This window comes from Streptomyces sp. NPDC023573, from assembly GCF_055559735.1.
Map to the genome: position 1 here is coordinate 674,460 of NZ_JBVHKB010000001.1, position 20,894 is coordinate 695,353.

The 20,894-nt window shown below is 70.6% G+C and carries 20 protein-coding genes; 14 read left to right on the forward strand and 6 right to left on the reverse strand.

The genetic code is table 11. The annotated features are described in order from the left end of the window. The first annotated feature begins 78 nt into the window (after positions 1-78). Entirely contained in the window at positions 79-690 is a 612-nt protein-coding gene (locus ACZ32T_RS03160; protein WP_467365065.1) for a hypothetical protein, read from the forward strand. 111 nt (positions 691-801) lie between these two features. Here ACZ32T_RS03160 and ACZ32T_RS03165 read toward each other — a convergent pair whose 3' ends face one another. Continuing rightward, positions 802-1,296, reverse strand: coding sequence for a DUF3145 domain-containing protein (locus tag ACZ32T_RS03165; protein WP_467273568.1), 495 nt, complete (start codon positions 1,294-1,296; stop codon positions 802-804). Between the two features lie 362 nt (positions 1,297-1,658). Here ACZ32T_RS03165 and ACZ32T_RS03170 point away from each other — a divergent pair, with 362 nt between their 5' ends. The 3 genes from ACZ32T_RS03170 to ACZ32T_RS03180 all read left to right on the forward strand — a co-directional run bounded on the left by ACZ32T_RS03170 (position 1,659) and on the right by ACZ32T_RS03180 (position 5,614). Then, positions 1,659-2,555 (forward strand): SGNH/GDSL hydrolase family protein, encoded by an 897-nt coding sequence (locus tag ACZ32T_RS03170; RefSeq protein ID WP_467365068.1) that lies wholly within the window; start codon positions 1,659-1,661, stop codon positions 2,553-2,555. 11 nt (positions 2,556-2,566) lie between these two features. Next, a complete protein-coding gene (locus ACZ32T_RS03175; protein ID WP_467365070.1) occupies positions 2,567-3,559 on the forward strand; it encodes an aldose epimerase family protein in 993 nt (330 codons plus the stop codon). A gap of 126 nt (positions 3,560-3,685) precedes the next feature. Further along, positions 3,686-5,614 (forward strand): flavin monoamine oxidase family protein, encoded by a 1,929-nt coding sequence (locus ACZ32T_RS03180; RefSeq protein WP_467273573.1) that lies wholly within the window; start codon positions 3,686-3,688, stop codon positions 5,612-5,614. 40 nt (positions 5,615-5,654) lie between these two features. On the opposite strand, the gene ACZ32T_RS03185 is transcribed toward ACZ32T_RS03180, so the two are convergent. Further along, on the reverse strand, positions 5,655-6,446 hold the full coding sequence (locus ACZ32T_RS03185; RefSeq protein WP_467365072.1) for an EI24 domain-containing protein: 792 nt from the start codon (positions 6,444-6,446) through the stop codon (positions 5,655-5,657). Between the two features lie 111 nt (positions 6,447-6,557). On the opposite strand from ACZ32T_RS03185, the gene ACZ32T_RS03190 reads away from it, so the two are divergent. From ACZ32T_RS03190 to ACZ32T_RS03220, 7 genes are all read left to right on the forward strand, one after another. After that, positions 6,558-7,712 carry a mandelate racemase/muconate lactonizing enzyme family protein gene (locus ACZ32T_RS03190; protein WP_404105582.1) on the forward strand — a complete coding sequence of 385 codons (1,155 nt, stop codon included), beginning with the start codon at positions 6,558-6,560 and terminating at the stop codon, positions 7,710-7,712. Next, entirely contained in the window at positions 7,709-8,728 is a 1,020-nt protein-coding gene (locus ACZ32T_RS03195) for a zinc-dependent alcohol dehydrogenase (protein WP_467365074.1), read from the forward strand. The genes ACZ32T_RS03190 and ACZ32T_RS03195 overlap by 4 nt, the downstream gene beginning before the upstream one ends. A 111-nt stretch (positions 8,729-8,839) precedes the next feature. After that, on the forward strand, positions 8,840-9,823 hold the full coding sequence (locus tag ACZ32T_RS03200) for a hypothetical protein (protein WP_467273578.1): 984 nt from the start codon (positions 8,840-8,842) through the stop codon (positions 9,821-9,823). A 131-nt stretch (positions 9,824-9,954) separates the two neighbouring features. Further along, the gene (chvE, locus tag ACZ32T_RS03205; RefSeq protein WP_467273580.1) at positions 9,955-11,064 is read left to right on the forward strand and encodes a multiple monosaccharide ABC transporter substrate-binding protein; all 1,110 of its coding nucleotides are present in this window, start codon (positions 9,955-9,957) and stop codon (positions 11,062-11,064) included. Positions 11,065-11,096: 32 nt separating this feature from the next. Next, the gene (gene mmsA, locus ACZ32T_RS03210) at positions 11,097-12,647 is read left to right on the forward strand and encodes a multiple monosaccharide ABC transporter ATP-binding protein (protein ID WP_467365076.1); all 1,551 of its coding nucleotides are present in this window, start codon (positions 11,097-11,099) and stop codon (positions 12,645-12,647) included. Then, a complete protein-coding gene (mmsB, locus tag ACZ32T_RS03215; RefSeq protein ID WP_467273584.1) occupies positions 12,644-13,888 on the forward strand; it encodes a multiple monosaccharide ABC transporter permease in 1,245 nt (414 codons plus the stop codon). The genes mmsA and mmsB overlap by 4 nt, the downstream gene beginning before the upstream one ends. Before the next feature lie 30 nt (positions 13,889-13,918). Then, positions 13,919-15,085, forward strand: a complete 1,167-nt coding sequence (locus tag ACZ32T_RS03220) for an aldose epimerase family protein (protein WP_467365078.1) — start codon at positions 13,919-13,921, stop codon at positions 15,083-15,085. 53 nt (positions 15,086-15,138) lie between these two features. On the opposite strand, the gene arfA is transcribed toward ACZ32T_RS03220, so the two are convergent. Further along, a complete protein-coding gene (gene arfA / locus ACZ32T_RS03225; protein ID WP_467365080.1) occupies positions 15,139-16,656 on the reverse strand; it encodes an arabinosylfuranosidase ArfA in 1,518 nt (505 codons plus the stop codon). A 179-nt stretch (positions 16,657-16,835) separates the two neighbouring features. Further along, entirely contained in the window at positions 16,836-17,264 is a 429-nt protein-coding gene (locus ACZ32T_RS03230; protein WP_467273590.1) for an organic hydroperoxide resistance protein, read from the reverse strand. A 117-nt stretch (positions 17,265-17,381) separates the two neighbouring features. Here ACZ32T_RS03230 and ACZ32T_RS03235 point away from each other — a divergent pair, with 117 nt between their 5' ends. Further along, on the forward strand, positions 17,382-17,852 hold the full coding sequence (locus ACZ32T_RS03235; RefSeq protein WP_467365082.1) for an MSMEG_6728 family protein: 471 nt from the start codon (positions 17,382-17,384) through the stop codon (positions 17,850-17,852). 40 nt (positions 17,853-17,892) lie between these two features. Here the strand turns inward: ACZ32T_RS03235 and ACZ32T_RS03240 are convergent, their stop codons facing one another. Beyond that, on the reverse strand, positions 17,893-18,912 hold the full coding sequence (locus ACZ32T_RS03240; RefSeq protein ID WP_467365084.1) for an NADP-dependent oxidoreductase: 1,020 nt from the start codon (positions 18,910-18,912) through the stop codon (positions 17,893-17,895). Between the two features lie 114 nt (positions 18,913-19,026). Between ACZ32T_RS03240 and ACZ32T_RS03245 the strand changes: the two genes are divergently transcribed. Next, positions 19,027-19,461 (forward strand): MarR family winged helix-turn-helix transcriptional regulator, encoded by a 435-nt coding sequence (locus tag ACZ32T_RS03245; protein ID WP_467273595.1) that lies wholly within the window; start codon positions 19,027-19,029, stop codon positions 19,459-19,461. A gap of 13 nt (positions 19,462-19,474) precedes the next feature. Here ACZ32T_RS03245 and ACZ32T_RS03250 read toward each other — a convergent pair whose 3' ends face one another. Then, positions 19,475-20,164: an SCO2400 family protein gene (locus ACZ32T_RS03250; RefSeq protein ID WP_467365086.1), complete on the reverse strand. Its 690-nt coding sequence runs from the start codon at positions 20,162-20,164 to the stop codon at positions 19,475-19,477. A 123-nt stretch (positions 20,165-20,287) separates the two neighbouring features. Here ACZ32T_RS03250 and ACZ32T_RS03255 point away from each other — a divergent pair, with 123 nt between their 5' ends. After that, entirely contained in the window at positions 20,288-20,866 is a 579-nt protein-coding gene (locus ACZ32T_RS03255; RefSeq protein ID WP_467262424.1) for a hypothetical protein, read from the forward strand. The last annotated feature ends 28 nt before the right edge of the window (positions 20,867-20,894 follow it).

A 20,894-nucleotide genomic window follows, 5' to 3' on the forward strand; every position in this document is an offset into this window, starting at 1 on the left:
GAGGCCCGCTTCCCCACGGGGAGGCGGGCCTCACGCATGAGTCCGCGCACCGACACGTCCGACCGGAGAGGGACAGACATGCACACGACGATCAGTTCGTTCACGCTCGCGTACCTGAAGGAGAGGCAGCCGGTCGGACTCACGAAGTCCGGCTGGCAGGGCACGTCCGCGGAGTTCGGTGACATCCGGGTGGTGTACCCGGCGGGCCGGGACACTCCGGACGCGATCGTCGCCGAGGCGCGCGGCGGGCTGATCCCCACTGCCGTGTTCGAGACGCGGGGCCCGCACGCGGAGGTCGTGTCGATGCCGACCCTCAACCGCTCGACGCTCCGGGTCGGCGACGGGCTCGTGCGGATGAGCCGGAACCGCTGGGCGCCGACGCACCGGGGGCGTGCCCTGCGGATGACGTACCTGGGTGATGTGTACGTGCTCAGGGCGGTCAACCGCCGGGCGTACGAGCTGTCCCGTCGGCCGGACTCCGAGGACCCCGGCTCCGTCGTCACGGTCCGGCAGTCGGGCCTCGGGAGCGGCAGGCGGATGACCGTGCGGGCGGCAGGCCGTGTCCTGCCCGCCGACATCGCCCTCGCCGTCCTCTTCACGGGGGTCGACCGGTCCGTGCTGACCCGGCGTGGGGCGGTCCGGGCGGGCCTCTCCAGGCTTTTCGGCTTCTGGGCCGAGTCCCATGCCTGAGCACCGGCCCGGTGGCCCGTCCCCGGGCCCCGTCCGAAGGGGTCCGGGCAGTCGGGACCAAACGTTTCTGCGCAGTCCCCGGCCGGGACTCGGAGCCGGAACAGGCCCCTGCTAGACCACCTGGTGCAGCCACCGCACCGGCGCGCCCTCGCCGGCGTGGCGGAAGGACTCCAGCTCGTCGTCCCACGGCTTGCCGAGGAGCTTGGCGACCTCGGCCTCCAGGTCCGTCTCGCCGTTCATCGAGCGTGCCAGGGCCGCCCGCAGCCGGTCCTCCGGGACCAGGATGTCTCCGTGCATGCCGGTCACGGCGTGGAAGATGCCGAGACCCGGCGTGGAGCTGTAGCGCTCGCCCTCCGCCGTGGGGCAGGGCTCCGCCGTCACCTCGAAGCGCAGCAGGTCCCAGCCGCGGAGGGCCGAGGCCAGCTCCGACGCCGTGCCCGCCCGGCCCTTCCAGGAGAATTCGGACCGCCAGGTGTTGGGCGCGGCCGGCTGTCTGGTCCAGTCCAGCTGGACCCTCACACCGAGTACGCCCGCCACCGCCCATTCGACATGCGGGCACAGCGCGCGCGGTGCGGAGTGAACGTAAAGGACTCCACGTGTCGTCACCGGGACCTCCAGTGTGGGACGAGGTTCGCCTTCACCAGCGGCCTCGCGCCCGTACCGTCTCTTCCCGGCCGGTCCCCGAGGTTGTCATCAGTAAACAGCATCGGGAGTGAATCTCCAGAAAAGGGACAGTATGTGACGTGAGATAACTTACCGGACCCGCTGATCAGTCCGCGGGCCGGTCGGGCGCCACTGGTTCGACGGGGAAAAGCTACCGTGCGCCGGGGTCGGGTGTGTGACGTACCGTCGGTCCCGGGCCCATGATTCGCTCCGCATTCACCCGCGAGGGCGTGAGGGCCCCCCACCTGGGGCTGCCCGGGTGTGCCAGGGGCACAATCACCCGTGTGACCGAAGGGACAGCAGGGATGCCTGAGCGTTCGCCACGCCGCCGCGCCCGCGGCGCCGCGGCCACTCTGGCGGCGGTCGCGCTCGCCGGTGCGGCCGCGCTCACGGGCTGCTCCTCCGACGGGGGCACGGAGCCACCGGGCGCGCGGAGCCCTTCTCCGACGCCGGCGTGGGACGCGAGCCCCGCCTCCATCGCGGCCGTCGGGGATTCCATCACCCGGGGCTTCGACGCCTGCTCGGTGCTGGCCGACTGTCCCGAGGTGTCCTGGGCGACCGGGACCGACGGCGGGGTGCGCAGCCTCGCCGTACGCCTCCTCGGGGCCTCGAAGGCGGCCTCACACAGCTGGAACCACGCCGTGTCGGGTGCCAGGATCGCGCAGCTGCCGGAGCAGATGGCCATGGCGGCGAAGGAGAAGCCGGGGCTGGTCACGGTGATGATCGGCGCGAACGACGCCTGCCGGGACTCGGTGCGGCTGATGACCCCGGTGGCCGAATTCCGGGCCTCCTTCGAGGCGTCGATGCGGCAGTTGCGGGCCTCGGCCCCGAAGTCGCAGGTGTACGTGTCGAGCGTGCCGGATCTCAAGCGGCTCTGGTCCACCGGGCGGGAGAACCCGCTGGGCAAGCAGATCTGGAAGCTGGGCATCTGCCGGTCGATGCTGGGCGACGCCGACGACATGGGGGCGGCGGCCGTCGCGCGGCGCGACGCGGTGCTGGAGCGGGTCGTCGCGTACAACGACGCGCTGCGGGACGTCTGCGCGCGGGACGAGCTCTGCCGCTACGACGGCGGGGCGGTCTTCGACTACCGGTTCACCGGTGCGCAGCTCAGCGAGTGGGACTGGTTCCACCCGGGCCGTGACGGCCAGGCCAGACTGGCGGAAATCGCTTACCGCGAGGTCACGGCGGCCAGTCGGCCTTAAGCTTGTTGATCATGACTACGGGTGCGGCGGTACACAGCGAAGACTTCTCCAGGCTCGGCGACGGCACGCCCGTCCGGCGCTGGACCCTGGAACGCGGGGGCACGCGGGTGCGCGTGCTGACGTACGGCGCCGTGGTGCAGTCCGTCGTGGTGCCCGGGCGGGACGGCACCCGGGCCGAGGTGGCCCTGGGTCTGCCGGATCTCAAGGCGTACGAGACGCACACGGGCCCCTACTTCGGCGCCACCGTCGGGCGGTACGCGAACCGGATCGCGGGCGGCTCCTTCGTCCTCGACGGGCGCACGCACCGGGTGACACAGAACGAGGGCCGCAACACCCTGCACGGCGGCGCGCGCGGCTTCGACAAGCGGGTGTGGGACGCCGAGGAGGTGGCGGACGGTGTGCGGCTCTCCCTGGTCTCCGGGGACGGCGAGGAGGGCTTCCCGGGGCGGCTGGCGGTCTCGGTGACGTACACCCTGGGCGAGGACGGCGCGCTGCGGATCGCCTACCGGGCGACGACGGACGCGCCGACCGTGGTGAACCTGACGAACCACACGTACTGGAACCTGGCCGGGGCGGACAGCGGGAGCGCGCTCGGGCACGAACTGCGGCTCGCGGCCGGGCGGATCACCCCGGGGGACGAGGAGTCGATCCCCACGGGTGAGCTCGTGCCGGTGGAGGGGACCAGGTTCGACTTCCGGGAGCCGAAGCCGGTGGGTCCCGGCTACGACACCAACTACGTGCTTGACGAGACCGGCGGCAAACCGGTCGCCGAGCTGCACGACCCCGCGTCCGGACGCCTGCTGACGGTGCGTACGACGGAGCCGGGGCTCCAGCTGTACACCGGCGACCACATCGACGACGGCCCGTTCGGGGCGTGCGCGGGGATCGCGCTGGAGACGCAGCACTTCCCCGACTCGCCGAACCGCCCGGACTTCCCGAGCACGACCCTGCGGCCGGGCGAGGAGTTCGCCTCCACGACGGTGTACGGATTCTCCGTGCGCTGATCCCCAACTCCCCCTGCCATGCCACCGGGTCAACACCGGTCGACCAAGATCACCACCGGGTGAATCAGCGCGGAGGGCGCGCGTCCACGAGGGTCCTGGCGGGTCCGGCACAGCAGGGTGATCGACATGACCTCACCCGTTGATGAATCGTCATCCTCCCTGCCGTCCCGCCGTGCCGTGATCGCGGGCGCCACGGCCGGTGCCGCGGCCCTCGCCATGACCGGCTCCGCCGCGTCCGCCGCGGCGCCCGGGACCACGGCCGCCGCGCCGGGAGCGGCGCCCGGCTCCGCCCGGGACGCCGCTCTCACCGTCGCCCGCGCCATCCTCGTCCGCGACGAGAACGACAAGGACCTGATCCCCGGATACCGTGAGGTCCTGCTGGGCAAGGGTCTGCCCCGCACCCGTGCCGCCCGTAAGAAGGTGCTGGTCGTCGGCGCCGGGCCGGCCGGGCTCACGGCCGCGCGGCTGCTGCACGACGCCGGTCACGACGTCACCGTGATCGAGGCCAACGGCAACCGTGTCGGCGGCCGTATCAAGACCTTCCGGGCCGGCGGCCACGAGCAGTCGAAGCCGCCCTTCGCCGATCCGAAGCAGTACGCCGAGGCCGGCGCCATGCGCATCCCGGACAGCCACCCGCTGGTCACCGGGCTGATGGCCCATCTCGGCCTGAAGACCCGGCGCTTCCACCTGGTCGACGTGGACACCGAAGGGCGCCCCGCCAACCGCACCTGGATCCATGTCAACGGCGTCCGCGTCCGGCGCGCCGACTACGCGGCGAAGCCGCAGGCGGTCAACCGCTCCTTCGGGGTCCCCGCGGCCTACGAGGACACCCCCGCCTCGAAGATCGTGCGGGACGCCTTCGCCCCCGTGCGCGCGGAGATCGAGGGCAAGGAGGGCAGCGCCCTGGTCGAGGGCTGGGCGACCGTGCTCCAGCGGTACGGACACTGGTCGATGTACCGGTACATGACCGAGGTGGCCAAGCTCGACGAGCGCACGATCGACCTCATCGGCACCGTCGAGAACATGACCTCACGGCTCCATCTCGCCTTCCTGCACAGCTTCATCGGGGCTTCGCTGATCAGCCCCGCCACCTCCTTCTTCGAGCTGCCCGACGGCACCGCGACCCTGGCCGACGCGATGTACGCGCAGGTGAAGAAGCTGGTGCACCTGGACCGCCGGGCCACCCGGATCACCCACGGCAAGGACGGGGTGAGTGTGGAGACGGTCTCCGAGGGGCGGGGCGGCCCCGTGGTCCGGGAGACCTTCACCGGCGACAAGGCCATCGTCACGGTGCCCTTCTCCGGGCTGCGGCACATCCCGGTGACACCCGCGCTCTCGTACGGCAAGCGGCGTGCGATCACCGAGGTCCACTACGACGCGGCGACCAAGGTGCTGCTCGAATTCAGCCGCCGCTGGTGGGAGTTCGACGAGGCGGACTGGAAGCGCGAGCTGGGAGCGGTGCGGCCCGGGCTGTACGAGGAGTACCGGGCGGGGAAGGCTCCGGCCGACGGTTCGCTGCTGGGGGCGCACCCCTCCGTGCCGCGCGGTCACATCCCGCCCAACCAGCGGGTGCACTACGCGGCCTGCCGGTCCACCGCACGCGACCAGCCCGAGGCGGCCCACGTCATCGGCGGCGGCTCGGTGACCGACAACGCCAACCGGTTCATGTACCAGCCCTCGCACCGGGTCGAGGGCAGCGAGGGCGGGGTCCTGCTCGCCTCGTACAGCTGGGCCGACGACGCCCTGAAGTGGGACTCGCTGGAGGACGACGAGCGCTATCCGCACACCCTGGGCGGCGTCCAGGACGTGTACGGGCAGCGGATCGAGGTCTTCTACACGGGCGTCGGCCGCACCCAGTCCTGGATGCGTGACCCGTACGCCTACGGCGAGGCGTCCGTGCTGCTGCCCGGGCAGCACACCGAGCTGTTCCCGGACGTGCGGACCCCTGAGGGCCCGCTGCACTTCGCCGGGTGTCACACGTCCATCAAGCCGGCCTGGATCGAGGGCGCCCTGGAGTCCGCGGTCCGGACGGCGCTGGAGGTCCACGGCGCCTGACCGGTGCGGGGCCCCTGGACCGGCCGGTCCAGGGGCCTCCTCAGTCCTTGTGGAGGGTGTACGGCGACGAAGGGGCCGGCTCCGGGACGGGCGAGGGCGGTGCCGTGAGCTCGCGGGCCAGCAGCGTGGCCCCCGCGACGGCGCCCGGCATCAGGAGCACGGCCACGAAGGGGACGAGGAAGGCGAGCACGAGCGGGACACCGAAGCCCAGGACCAACATGCGGCGGCCCCGCAACAGCGCGAGCCGGTCCTTCAGGACCATGCCGCGGCGCTGGAGGGCGACGGCGGTGAGCTCCTCGGACAGGAAGTAGCCGGAGACGCAGAAGCCGAGGGCGGGGATCACGGTCTGCCCGATGACGGGGATGAACCCGAGGGCGAAGAGCAGCACCCCGTAGAGCGCGACGCGCAGCAGGATGCGGACCGAGTCGCGGGCGGAGATCCACAGTTCTCGCCAGAGCGGCAGGCCCGACGCGGGCACCTCGCCGCCCTCGCTGCGGTCGACCTCCTCGGAGAGCGACTCGTAGAACGGCTGGCCGACCAGCAGGGTCACCGCGGTGAAGGTGATGACCGCGAGGAACGCCCCGAAGACGAAGACCAGGACGGTCAGGGTGTTGCGCAGGAGCCCCAGCCAGGGCGAGGACCAGTCGTCGGCGAACGGGGTGGCCCAGCCGACGAAGTCGTCGGCGCCGTAACCGAGTCCGACCAGCGCGCCCGCGTAGACGACGAGAGTGACCAGCGCGGGCAGCAGGCCGAAGCCGAACCACCTGCCGTGTCCGAGGACCCAGCGCTGGCCCTTGATCAAGTACCCGAAACCCGCCCCGAGATCACTCATGGCGTCAGCCTACGTGTGCAAACCATTGACACGTGCCCTGGCCCGTCATTACCGTCACGCCAGCATTTCGAACGAGTGACGAAATACCGAACACGTTGAGAGGCACCCCTCGTGCGCATCACCGGAATCAGTACGCATGTCGTCGGCACGCCGTGGCGCAACCTCACCTACGTCCAGGTCCACACCGACGAGGGTCTCACCGGGGTCGGCGAGACCCGGATGCTGGGCCGCACCGACGCACTGCTCGGCTATCTGCGTGAGGCCTCGGCCAACCACATCAACGGCTCCGACCCGTTCGCGATCGAGGACCTCGTCCGCCGGATGAAGTACGGCGACTACGGGCGCGCGGGCGAGATCGTGATGTCCGGCATCGCGGTCATCGAGATGGCCTGCTGGGACATCAAGGGCAAGGCGCTCGGCGTCCCCGTGTGGCAGCTGCTCGGCGGGAAGGTCACCGACCGGGTCAAGGCGTACGCCAACGGCTGGTACACCACCGAGCGCACCCCGGAGGCGTACCACAAGGCGGCACAGGGAGTCGTCGAGCGCGGTTACCGTGCCCTGAAGATCGACCCCTTCGGCACGGGGCACTTCGAGCTCGGCCAGGAGGAGACGCGTTACGCCGTGTCCCTCATCGAGGCCGTGCGGGACGCCATCGGGCCCGACACCGAGCTGATGCTGGAGATGCACGGGCGGTTCAGCCCCTCGACGGCGGTGCGGATCGCCCGCGAGATGGCGCCGTTCACCCCGGCCTGGCTGGAGGAGCCGGTGCCGCCGGAGAACCTCAAGGCGCTGAGCAAGGTCGCGGAGAAGGTCGACATGCCGATCGCGACCGGTGAACGCATCCACGACCGGATCGAGTTCCGCGAACTCTTCGAGTCGGGCGCCGTCGACATCATCCAGCCGGACGTCGGCCACATCGGCGGCATCCTGGAGACCCGCAAGCTCGCGGCGACCGCGGAGACCCACTACACGCTGATCGCCCCGCACAACGTGGGCGGTTCGGTGCTGACCGCGGCGAGTCTCCAGGTGGCCGGCTGCACCCCCAACTTCAAGATCCTCGAACACTTCAACGACTTCGCGGACGCCGACATCAAGAAGGTCGTCAAGGGCGCCCCGACGGTCGACCCGGCCACCGGCTGCTTCGAACTCTCCGACGCCCCCGGGCTCGGCGTGGAGCTGGACGTGGACGCGGCGGCCGAGTTCCCGCAGCAGCAGGCGCGTTTCGACCTGTGGGCGGACGGCTGGGAGAAGAGGCAGCCCAAGTGACGTCTCTCTCGCGGTCGTTGACCGTCGAGCGGCCCGGCAGCCACACGCTGGCCGAGGGGCCGCTCCCGGAGCCGGGCCCCGGCGAGGTCAGGGTGCGGGTCGCCGCGGCCGGGATCTGCATGAGCGACCGCGAGGTGTACGACGGCCACCGCGACCCCGCCTATGTGCGCTATCCCGTGGTGCCGGGTCACGAGTGGTCGGGGACGGTCGACGCGGTCGGCGAGGGCGTCGACCCCGCGCTGACCGGACGGCGCACGGTCGCCGAGGGCTTCCGGGCGTGCGGTCGCTGCGAGCGGTGCCGTTACGGGGAGACCTCCCTGTGCACGGCGGGGTACGACGAGACCGGGTTCACCCGGCCCGGCGCCTTCGCCGACCACCTGGTGGTCCCGGCGCGGCTGCTGCACCCGCTGGCCGACGACGCCGATCTGCGCGCGGCGGCGCTGCTGGAGCCCGCCGCGGTGATCGCCGCGGCGGTACGGGCCGGGGCGCCCGAGCCGGGTGAGCGCATCGCCGTCCTGGGAGCGGGCACGCTCGGCCTGCTCGCGGTGCAGCTGCTGGCCGCGGTCTCACCCGCGGAGCTCACCGTGATCGACCCGAGGGCGGGGCGGGCCGCGCAGGCCCTGGACTTCGGGGCGAGCGAGGCCCGGGTGCCCAAGGAGGCCGAGGAGGTGCGCGGCCGTTACGACCTGGTCGTCGAGACGGCCGGGGCGCCGTCCACCGCTGCCGACGCGTGCCTGCTGGCGCGGCGCGGCGGGCGGGTGGTGCTGACCGGGATGTTCACCCCGGGCGCGGTGGGCATCGACCCGGTGCACCTGTCGCTGAGCCAGCTCACCGTGCGCAGCGTCTTCGGCGCACCCTCGGCGGCGTGGTCCTACGCGGTGCGGGCGTTCACGGCCGGGCTGCTCGATCCCGCCCCGCTGATCACCCACGAGTTCCCGCTGGAGCGGTTCGCCGAGGCGGTCGCACTGGTGGGGTCCGGGGACCCGGACACCGGGAAGGTGCTGCTGCGGCCGTGACGGGCCCGCCCTGATCCGTGCGCCGGCACGGCGGCGTCCTGACCGCCTCCGTGCCGGCGCATACCCAAAGACCCGAATGTCGTCCGAAATACCGAACATGAAGGACCAGCCGTGAACGACGTCCCTGTCTCTTCCCCCGGTGCCGCCGGTGCCCGGCGTCCCGGTGACGCCGCGCTCACCGCGCTCGGTCTCGGCCCGGCGCCGCTGGCCCCGGCCGACGCCTCCCCGCACTCCTTCCCCGACGGCGGGAGCTGGCGCACCGAGGTGCCGTCCGTGGAGGGTCCGGAGGCCCTCGGCGTCGTACTCGAGGAGTCCGCGAGGCTCGACGTCCCGGTGCACCGCATCAGCCAGGGCAGCGGCATCTGGATGCTGACCGACGCGGAGATCACCGAGATGGTGGAGGGCTGCGCCGAACGGGACATCGAGCTCTGCCTGTTCACGGGCCCGCGCGGCACCTGGGACACCGGCGCGTCCGTACGTACGGACTCCGGCGGCGCCGGGCTGCGCTCCCGGGGGCACGACGCCCTGGCCGGCTGCGTGGAGGACGCCCTGCGTGCGGCGGCGCTGGGCGTCAAGTGCCTCCTCGTGGCCGACGAGGGCGTGCTGTGGACCCTGCACCGGCTGCGTGCACAGGGTGTCCTGCCCGCCGACACCACCTTCAAGGTGTCGGCGCTCATCGGCCCGGTGAACCCGGCGTCGTACGCCGTGTTCGAACAGCTCGGCGCCGACTCCATCAACATCCCGTCGGACCTGACGCTGGCCCAGTTCACCGAGATCCGCCGGGTCTCCCGGGCGCCGATGGACCTCTACATCGAGGCCCCGGACGACCTGGGCGGTTATGTGCGGATGTACGAGGTCGCCGAGCTGATCCGGCGCGGGGCGCCGCTGTACCTGAAGTTCGGCCTCTCCAAGGCCCCGGGCATCTATCCCTACGGCCAGCACCTGCGCGAGCTGGCGCTGTCGACCGCGAAGGAGCGGGTGCGGCGCGGCCGGCTCGCGCTGGATCTGCTGGCGCGGCACGGGGCGGACGGGGAGATGGCCGCGCTCGGCAGCCGACTGCCGGGCCCGCTCAACCGCTTCGAGATCTCGTCATAACGCTTCGGAAACACTCTCCCCAAATAAAGACACAGCCGCGCACAATCCCACAACACCTGTTCTCGGTCGATCGCCCTCAGCCTTCCGGCACCACCGGACCGAGCACTGACCCCACATCAAGGATGATGACTATGCGCAACCGCAGAGCCGCACTTGCCGCCATAGCCTCCGCCGCCTCCCTCGCGCTCACTCTGACCGCCTGTGGCCAGAGCGGCGAGGGCGGCAGCGAGGAGAAGAAGGGCGGCGCCGACGGCGCCACCATCGGCATCGCGATGCCGACCAAGTCCTCCGAGCGCTGGATCTCCGACGGCAACAACGTCGTGAAGGAACTGAAGGCCAAGGGTTACAAGACCAAGCTGGTCTACGGTGAGGACGACCCTGACCAGCAGGTCTCACAGATCGAGAACATGATCACGCAGGGTGTGGACGCCCTGATCATCGCCGCGATCGACAACAAGTCCCTCAACAACGTGGTCCAGCAGGCCAAGGACTCCGACATCCCGGTGATCTCCTACGACCGGCTGATCCTCGGCACGGAGAACGTCGACTACTACGCCTCGTTCGACAACGAGAAGGTCGGCGAGCTCCAGGGCACGTACATCGCGGACAAGCTCGGCCTGACGGACGGCAAGAAGGGCCCCTTCAACATCGAGCTGTTCGCCGGCTCCAACGACGACAACAACACCAAGTACTTCTTCCAGGGCGCGATGAACGTCCTCAAGCCCTACATGGACAAGGGCGAGCTGGTCGTCAGGTCCAAGCAGACCGCGCTCAACCAGGTCACCACCCTGCGCTGGGACGGCGGAACCGCGCAGAAGCGCATGGACGACCTGCTGACGTCCAGCTACCGCAGCACCCAGGTCGACGCCGTGCTCTCGCCGTACGACGGCATCTCCATCGGCATCCTCTCCGCCCTCAAGTCGGACGGTTACGGCTCCAAGGCCAAGCCCATGCCGGTGGTCACGGGTCAGGACGCGGAGCTCGCCTCCGTGAAGTCGATCATCGCGGGCGAGCAGACCCAGACCGTCTACAAGGACCTGCGCAAGCTCGCCAAGGTCGCCTCGAACATGGTCGAGGCCTCCCTGAACGACAAGAAGCCCGAGACCAACGACACCAAGTCCTACGACAACGGCGTCAAGGTCGTCCCCGCCTACCTGCTCCAGCCGGTCAGCGTCGACAAGTCCTCCTACAAGGAGGCCCTCGTGGACACCGGTCAGTACACCGAGAACGACCTCAAGTAACCGGGCCCCCTCAAGGATTGGAAGGCAAGACCATGGCGGGACCCGTCCTGGAAATGCGCTCGATCGTCAAGACCTTTCCCGGTGTCAAAGCGCTCTCGGACGTCACACTGACCGTCCGTCAGGGCGAGGTCCACGCCATCTGCGGCGAGAACGGCGCCGGCAAGTCGACCCTGATGAAGGTGCTCTCGGGAGTCCATCCGCACGGCAGCTACGAGGGGGACATCCTCTTCGACGGCGAGGCCTGCCGGTTCAAGGACATCCGGGCGAGCGAAGAGCGCGGCATCGTGATCATCCACCAGGAGCTGGCGCTGGTGCCCTACCTCTCCATCGCGGAGAACATCTTCCTCGGCAACGAGCACGCCAAGCGTGGACTGATCAACTGGAACGACACCCTCAGGCACGCCGGCGAACTGCTGCGCCGGGTCGGCCTCGACGAGCACCCGGAGACCCGGGTCGCCGACATCGGCGTGGGCAAGCAGCAGCTGGTGGAGATCGCCAAGGCGCTCTCCAAGAAGGTGAAGCTGCTCATCCTCGACGAGCCGACGGCGGCGCTCAACGACGAGGACAGCGGCAAGCTCCTCACCCTGATCCTCTCGCTGAAGGAACAGGGCATGACCTCGATCATCATCTCGCACAAGCTGAACGAGATCCGCCGGGTCGCCGACTCGGTCACGATCATCCGCGACGGGCACTCCATCGAGACGCTCGACGTGAAGGCGGCGGAGACGACCGAGGACCGGATCATCAGCGGGATGGTCGGCCGCGACCTGGAGCACCGCTTCCCGGAGCGCACCCCCCACCACCCGGAGGAGGGGAGCGCTCCCGCCCTGGAGATCCGTAACTGGACCGTTCACCACCCCATCGACCAGCAGCGCAAGGTCGTCGACGACGTCTCGGTCGAGGTGCGGCGCGGCGAGATCGTCGGTATCGCCGGGCTGATGGGCGCCGGCCGCACCGAGCTGGCGATGAGCGTCTTCGGCCGCTCGTACGGCCGGTACGCGGGCGGCACCGTCCTCAGGGACGGCACCGAGATCCAGACGAAGTCCGTACCCGCGGCGATCAGGCACGGCATCGCGTACGCCACCGAGGACCGCAAGCACTACGGCCTCAACCTCATCGACACCATCAACCGGAACATCTCGCTGACCGCGCTGGGCAAGGTCGCGAAGCGGGGCGTGGTCGACGAGCACGGGGAACGCCAGGTCGCCGAGGGCTTCCGTAAGTCGATGAACATCAAGGCGCCGACCGTCTTCGAGCCGGTGGGCAAGCTCTCCGGAGGCAACCAGCAGAAGGTCGTCCTCAGCAAGTGGATCTTCGCGGGTCCCGAGGTGCTGATCCTGGACGAGCCCACGCGCGGGATCGACGTGGGCGCCAAGTACGAGATCTACACGGTCATCGACCAGCTGGCCGCCCAGGGCAAGGCGGTCGTCTTCATTTCCTCCGAACTGCCGGAGCTGCTCGGCATGTGCGACCGCATCTACACGATGGCCGCGGGACGGCTGACGGGTGAGTTCTCGCGGGCCAAGGCCTCGCAGGAAGCGCTGATGCGTCAGATGACGAAGGACAAAGAGGTAACGCGATGAGCACGGACCTGACCGCCAAGACCCCGGCCCCCGGGCCGTCCGGTGGAGGGGGTGCGGCCTCCGGCGGGGGCCTGCTGCAGCTGATGATCGGCGGCATGCGCCGCAACATGCGCCAGTACGGCATGCTGATGGCCCTCGGCCTGATCGTGGTGCTGTTCGCGGTGTGGTCGGGCGGCGACCTGCTGCTGCCGCGCAACGTCTCCAACCTGGTGCTGCAGAACAGCTACATCCTGATCCTCGCGATCGGCATGATGCTCGTCATCATCGCGGGCCACATCGACCTGTCGGTCGGCTCACTGACCGCGTTCATCGGCGCGATGTCCGCCGTGCTGATGGTCGAGAACGATCTCGCCTGGCCGCTCGCCGTGGTGCTCTGCCTGGCCATCGGCGCCGTCGCCGGCGCGGTCCAGGGCTTCTTCATCGCCTATCTCGGCATACCGTCGTTCATCGTGACCCTCGCGGGCATGCTGCTCTTCCGCGGTCTGACGGAGATCTTCCTGAAGGGCCAGACCCTCGGCCCCTTCCCGAAGGACCTGCAGAAGATAGCCAACGGCTTCCTTCCGGAGGTCGGCCCGGACACCAACTACCACAACCTCACCCTGCTGCTGGGCCTCGCGCTGATCGCCTTCGTCGTCTACCAGGAGGTCCGCGACCGCAAGCGGCAGCAGGAGTTCGCCCTCGACGTGCCGCCGCTGAAGCTGTTCCTGCTGAAGCTGGTCGCCCTGGTCGCCGCCGTCCTGGTCGTCACCCTGCTGCTCGCCAGCTACAAGGGCGCCCCGGTCGTGCTGCTCATCCTGGGCGTGCTGGTCGTCGGGTTCGGCTATCTGATGCGCAACGCGATCATCGGCCGCCACATCTACGCGATCGGCGGCAACCTGCCCGCGGCGAAGCTGTCGGGCGTGAAGGACAAAAAGGTCACCTTCCTGGTCTTCCTGAACATGGGCATGCTCGCGGCCCTGGCGGGCCTGGTCTTCGCCGCCCGCTTCAACGCGGCCTCGCCCAAGGCCGGCCTCAACTTCGAGCTGGAGGCCATCGCCGCCTCGTTCATCGGCGGCGCGTCGATGAGCGGCGGCGTCGGCACGGTCCTCGGCGCGATCATCGGTGGTCTGGTCCTCGGCGTGCTCAACAACGGGATGAACCTCGTCGGCATCGGCACCGACTGGCAGCAGGTCATCAAGGGCGCGGTGCTGCTGGCCGCGGTCGGCTTCGACGTCTGGAACAAGCGCAAGGTCGGTTCGTAACAACACCCCTTCTCACGACAGGAGTCGTTCATGACCTTCAGGACCGGAACCAGCAGACGCACCGTACTGGCGGCCACGGCCGCCGCCGGGCTGGCCGTGGCGGCGGGCGCCCCGGCCGCGCAGGCCGCGGCCACCGGGCGCACGCCGTCCAGGGAGCTCTTCGGCACTCTCGCCGACGGGACGAAGGTGCACCGCTGGACCCTCGCCAACGGCGGGACCCGGCTGAAGGTCCTGTCCTGGGGCGGTGTCGTCCACTCCCTGGAGCTCCCCGACCGCAGGGGCCGCACGAAGAACGTCGCGCTGGGCTTCGACAACCTTCCGGACTACGTGGCGAAGTCCCCGTACTTCGGCGGGCTGATCGGACGGTACGGCAACCGCATCGCCGAGGGGCGCTTCACCCTCGACGGGGTCACGCACCAACTGCCCGTCAACGACGGCCCCAACAGCCTCCACGGGGGCGACCAGGGCTTCGACAAGCGGGTCTGGGACGTGGAGCCGTTCACCGCACGCGGCGACGTCGGGCTGGTCCTGACCCGGACCAGCCCGGACGGCGAAGCCGGCTACCCGGGCGCGCTCGCCGTCCGTGTCGTCTACACCCTCTCCTCCCGGGGTGAGTGGCGCATCGACTACACGGCGACGACGGACCGTGCCACGGTCCTCAACCTGACCAGCCACACCTATTTCAACCTGGCGGGCGAGGGCAGCGGCAGCGTCGACGGGCATCTGCTGGAGCTGGCGGCGGCACGCTACACGCCGGTCGGCTCGACGCTGATCCCGACGGGTGAGCTCGCGCCGGTGGCACGTACGCCGTTCGACTTCCGGCGGTCCCGGGCCATCGGGGAGGCCGTCCGCACCCCGCACGAGCAGGTGGGATACGGACAGGGGATCGACCACAACTACGTGCTGGACAAGGGGATAACGGCCCGCCCGGAGTACGCGCTGACCGTGACGGACCCCGGCTCCGGCCGGGTGATGAAGATGTACACGACGGAGCCCGGCATGCAGGTCTACACGGGGAACTTCCTCGACGGCACGCTGACGGGCACCTCGGGTCGGGTCTACCGGCAGGGCGACGCCTTCTGCCTGGAGTCCCAGCACTTCCCGGACTCCCCCAACCAGCCGTCCTTCCCCTCGACGGTGCTGCGGCCCGGCGAGACGTACCGCTCGACGACGGTGCACGCCTTCTCGGCCCGCTGACCGCTCACGCGTACGGCGCCCTCCCCCGCTCGGGGAGGGCGCCGTACGCGTTGTCACACCAGCCGGATCATGTTCCAGGACATCGGCTCCAGCACGGCCTTCAGCGTGGAGCCGGCCAGCTCCGTACCCTCGGCGGTGTGCGGGAGCACCCGCTCGGGCTCGGCGAGGGTGTTGCGGGCCTCCGGGTCGGCGTCCGCGACGACCTGGTGCTCGGCGACCCGGCTCAGCTCCAGCCCCGTCAGGGCGACTTCGAGCGGCAGCGCCGCGTCCTGGCCGCGGTTGACGGCGAACACCGTGACGGCACCCGTCTCCGGGTCGCGTACGGCGGTGGCGTGCAACAGGTCCGTCTCGCCGTACTTCGCCGTCGCGTAGGTCGGCGAGTCCACCCGTACGTCCAGGACCTGGCCCCGCCCGTACCGCGCGGCCTGGGCGAAGGGGAAGAAGGTGGTCTGCCGCCAGGCCGGCCCGCCGGGCTCGGTCATGATCGGCGCGATCACGTTGACCAGCTGGGCGAGGCAGGCGACGGTCACCCGGTCCGCGTGGCGCAGCAGCGCGATGAGCAGGCTGCCGAAGACGACGGCGTCGGTGACGCTGTAGTTGTCCTCCAGCAGTCGCGGTGCCTCGGGCCAGTCGAGGGGGTTCTCCTCCGTCTCCTGCTGGAAGCGCTTCTGGTACCAGACGTTCCACTCGTCGAAGGAGAGGTTGATCTTCTTCGGGGACTTCAGGCGCGCCCCCACGTGGTCGCAGGTCGCGACGACGCTCTCGATGAAGGACTCCATGTCGACGGCCGAGGCGAGGAAGGAGTCGCGGTCGCCGTCGGTCTCCTCGTAGTAGGCGTGCAGCGAGACGTAGTCGACGAGGTCGTAGGTCTCGGCGAGCACCGTCGCCTCCCAGGCCGCGAACGTCGGCATGGCGCGGCTGGAGGAGCCGCAGGCGACGAGCTGGACCGAGGGGTCGATCTGCCGCATCGCGCGCGCGGTCTCGGCCGCCAGCCGGCCGTACTCCTCGGCGGTCTTGTGGCCGGTCTGCCAGGGGCCGTCCATCTCGTTGCCCAGGCACCACAGCTTGATGCCGAAGGGGTCCTTGTCCCCGTGGGCGGCGCGGCGGTCGGAGAGCTCCGTGCCGGACGGATGGTTGGCGTACTCCTGGAGCTGGATGGCCTCCTGGACGCCACGGGTGCCGAGGTTGACCGCGAGCATCGGTTCGGCCTGCGGGCCGATCTTCCTGAGGAAGCCGATGTACTCGGAGAGGCCGAAGCGATTCGTCTCGGTGGAGCGCCAGGCGAGGTCGAGGCGGCGGGGGCGCTCGTCGGCGGGACCGACGCTGTCCTCCCAGCGGTAGCCGGAGACGAAGTTGCCGCCGGGGTAACGGATGGCGGTGACGCCGAGTTCGCGGACGAGATCCAGGACGTCGGTGCGCAGTCCGGCCTCGTCCGCCGCCGGGTGGCCGGGCTCGAATATGCCGTCATAGACGCAGCGGCCGAGGTGCTCGACGAAGGAACCGAAGAGCCGGGGGTCGACGGCGCCGACGGTGAAGGCCGGGTCGAGGGTGAAGCGCGCGGTGCGGGTCATGGCTTCCTTACTCGTTCGATATTTCGAATGCTGCTCGTAACCTCGAACGGGACCGTAGAGTTCAACCTCCACGGCCGTCAATGCCTCTGCGCGCTTTTACGGACCCGGACGGCCGCACACGGCCGAGGGCCACATCCCCGTGCTTGCGGGATGCGGCCCTCGGACGTACGCGACCGGACTCAGCCGACGGACAGCTCGACCTTGATGTTGCCCCGGGTGGCGTTCGAGTACGGGCACACCTGGTGCGCCTTCTCGACGAGCGCCTGCGCGGTGGCGGTGTCGACGTTCGGGATGGAGGCGCTGATCGCGACCTCCAGGCCGAAGCCGCCCGCCTCCGTCTTGCCGATGGAGACCGAGGCGGTCACCGTCGAACCGGAGATGTCGGCCTTCTCCTGCCGGGCGACCACGCCGAGCGCGCCCTGGAAGCAGGCGCTGTAGCCGGCCGCGAAGAGCTGCTCGGGGTTGGTCCCCGCGCCGCTGCCGCCCATCTCCTTCGGCGGGTTGACGACGACGTCGAGCTTGCCGTCGTCGGTGGAGACGCGGCCGTCGCGGCCGTTCTCGGCGGTGGCGACGGCGGTGTAGGCCACGTCGATGCTCTGGATGGTCATACGGTCATTCCTCCTGCTTGGTGCGCCGCGACTCGCGCCCACGATCGCGACGGCCTGCGCCGAGCCTAGCGGGTGACGCCGGCGGTCACCCGGCGGCGGACGCGGTAGGCATGGTTCATGCAGACTTTCCTGCCGTACGCCGATTTCTCCCGAAGCGCCCTCGCACTCGATCCCCGACGGCTGGGCAAGCAGCGGGTCGAGGCGATCCAGGTGCTGCGCGGACTCACCGTCCCCGGCTACGGCTGGCGGCACCACCCCGCCGTCCGCATGTGGACCGGCTACGAGGAGGCTCTTGTCCGCTACGGCCTGGACATGTGCGCCGCGTGGACCGCGGAGGGCAGGGCCGACACCTGTGCGGCGACCCTGCGCAAGGACCTCGCCGCCTCGCTCGGGCGCTCCGCCGTCCGGTCCACCGCGGAGCTCGCGGCGGCGGCCGAACTGCCCCCGTGGCTGGGTGACGAGGCACTGCACGAGAGCCACCGCTCCGCGCTCGTACGCAAGGACGCGGCGTTCTACCGCCCGCTCTTCCCCGACGTGCCGCCCGATCTGCCGTACGTGTGGCCTTCCTCCGACCGCGAAGGGCGGTGACAGGTGGCTCACGGGCGGCTTCACGGGCGGCCGGGGCCGGTCAGGCGTCCAGCGAGACGATCATCTTGCCGGTGTTCTCGCCGCGCAGCAGGCCGACGAAGGCGTCGTAGCCGTTCTCGATGCCCTCGACCTTCGTCTCGCGGTACTTGAGCTCACCGGAGGCCAGCCAGCCGGCCACGTCCTCGACGAACTTCGGCTGGAGCGCCGAGTGGTCGCCGACGAGCATGCCCTGCAGACGCAGCCGCTTGCCGATGACGAGCGCCAGGTTGCGCGGGGCCGGGGTGGGCTCCGTGGCGTTGTACTGGGCGATCATTCCGCAGATGGTGGCGCGGCCGTGGACGTTGAACGAGGAGATCGCGGCCTCCAGGTGCTCACCGCCGACGTTGTCGAAGTAGACGTCGATGCCGTCGGGGGCGGCCTCGGCCAGCTGGTCCCGGACGGGGCCGTTCTTGTAGTTGAAGGCCGCGTCGAAGCCGTACTCCTCGGTGAGGAGCTTGACCTTCTCGTCGGAGCCGGCCGAGCCGATGACCCGGGAGGCGCCCTTGATCTTCGCCATCTGGCCGACCTGGCTGCCGACCGCACCGGCGGCGCCGGAGACGAAGACGGCGTCGCCCTCCTTGAAGGAGGCGACGTCGAACAGCCCGGCGTAGGCGGTGAGCCCGGTCATGCCGAGCACGCCGAGGTAGGCGGAGAGCGGGGCGAGCGAGGCGTCGACCTTCACCGCGTGCTTGGCCGGGACGTCGGCGTACTCACGCCAGCCGAGGCCGTGCAGGACGTGGTCGCCGACGGCGAAGCCCTCGGCGTTCGACGCGACGACCTCACCGACCGCGCCGCCTTCCATGGGGTGGTCGAGCTTGAAGGGCGGGGTGTACGACTTCACGTCGTTCATCCGGCCGCGCATGTAGGGGTCGACCGAGAAGTGGAGGTTGCGGACGAGGAGGCGGCCCTCACCGGGGGCTGCCACCGGCGCCTCGCGCAGCGCGAAATCCGAGGCCTCGGGCCAGCCGTGCGGACGGGCGACGAGGTGCCATTCGCGGCTGGACGTGGGAAGTGCGGACATGGGCTCGGGTCTCCTCGATGTCGTGCGGGGCGGGAAGCCGAAAAGCTTCAGGACATGAAACAACCATGCGTCCAGATATTTCACCTTGTCAAGTAATTCGGTACCCTGGGTGTCATGGCCACCTCGCGCACGGATCCGCTCACCCTCGACGTCATCCAGCTCATCGGCGGCGTCGTGGCGCGCTACCACGAGGAGTACGAGCGGGCCGCGGCCACACACGCGCTGACCGGCGCGCAGGCCAGGGTCCTCGGGCTGCTCTCCCTGGAGCCGATGCCCATGCGCAAGGTTGCCCGAAAACTGAAATGCGAACCGTCCAACATCACCGGAATAGTCGACCGGCTGGAGCTCCGGGGCCTCGTGGAACGCCGCCCGGACCCGGCCGACCGGCGGGTGAAGCTCGCCGCCCCGACCGAGGAGGGCGTCAGGACGGCCCGGCGGCTGCGCGACGCGCTGGACTTCGCCCGGGAGCCGCTCGCCGAGCTGTCGGAGTCGGAGCGGACGGTGCTCCGCGACCTGCTGCGCAGGATGCTCGGCGAGGACGCCGCCTAGGACCTCTGCCGGGTCAGGGGCAGAAGATCCACCAGACGCAGGTCTCGGTCGGTGACGGAGTGGGTGCGGGTCCGTCCGAGGGTTCCGGCGAGGTCGGGTCCGCGGTCGGCTTTCCGGAGTCCGAGGGCTCGGCCGGCGCTTCCGTCTCCTCCGGGTCCGCGGGCTCGGAGGCGGACGGCGAGGTGGCCTCGGGCGCGGAGGGCGACGGGGGGACGGGCGCCGTGGTGCGGGCCGGGCCGCCGGTCGCGGCCGCGGAGTGGGAATCGGTGACCGGCACGACGGTCGGCGCCTCCACCGGTCCGGGGGCGTCGGGCTCCGTGCTCGACGACGCGGACGGGGCAGGCTCCGTGGCCGCGGTCGTGGCCTCGCTCACGTACTCCGAGGCACCGCTGTCGCCCTCGGGCTCCATGGCCAGCTCGGCGAGGCTCAGCGCGCCCAGCGCGAGCACCACACCCGCCGCCGTCAGCAGCAGCGCGCGGCCACGCCTCCGGTGCCCCCTTCGACGGCGTGGCCGCGCGGCGCCCCGGACACGGCGGCGGTGACCGGCGGCCCCGGACGCGTCCAGGGTCTCGCCGGGCGGCTCCGGGTCACCGGCGAAGGGGCCCACGACGGCATAGGGGACCAGCGCGTCGGCGGGGGTCCCGCAACCGGCGCAGGCCAGGGCCCCGTTGAGGTGCCGTTGGCACGGGTGGCAGTAATCCATGGCGCCCGCAGACTAGACGTGCGCGGAACAACACAGGAAGCCGCACAGGTGAGGATCCTGTGTGGAACCAAGGACTCCGGGGTACGCCGCCCGATACGTTCGGTACGCGGCAGGATGGGCCCCATGACCGCTCCCGCCCCGTTCGGGCCGCTCCAGTTCCAGCTCGTCCTGCTGCGCCGGATGGCCGACCACCAGCCGGACCTCGTCGAGGACGCCCGTCATGAACTGAGCGCCTCCCTCGCCGAGATGCGGGAGGCGAACCGCCGCTGGCAGGCCATGCTGCGCGCCCCGCGCGGCCGGGGCGCGCTGCGCCGCTACCGCTCGGTCCTGGGCGAGCCCGAGTCGTCCGTACGCCGCAAGGTCGGCGACCTGGAGTGCGACGCGCTGCTCTGGCCGCTGCCGCTCTGGCCGGACCTGCGGTTCGAGGTGATGGCGGGCCCCGGCGGAGCCGTGTGGAACGAATGGCTGGTCCGAGCCCCGGGCGCGGCGGGCCCCGAGCTGCGTACGGCCGCCGACCTGCTTCCCTGGTCGTGCACCGTGGACGAGGTGGCCAGGGCGTTCGCCCCGGCGCGCCCCATGGAGGGCAGCGCGCCGACCCGCTGGGCACTGGCCTTCACCGATCCGGCCGCGCCCGGCGGCCGGCCCCGCGTCGCCGAGTTCACCTGGGGACTGTTCCAGCGGCTGCTGCCTGACGGTCCCTGAGATCTGTCGCGCCGTCAGCTCGGTGTCC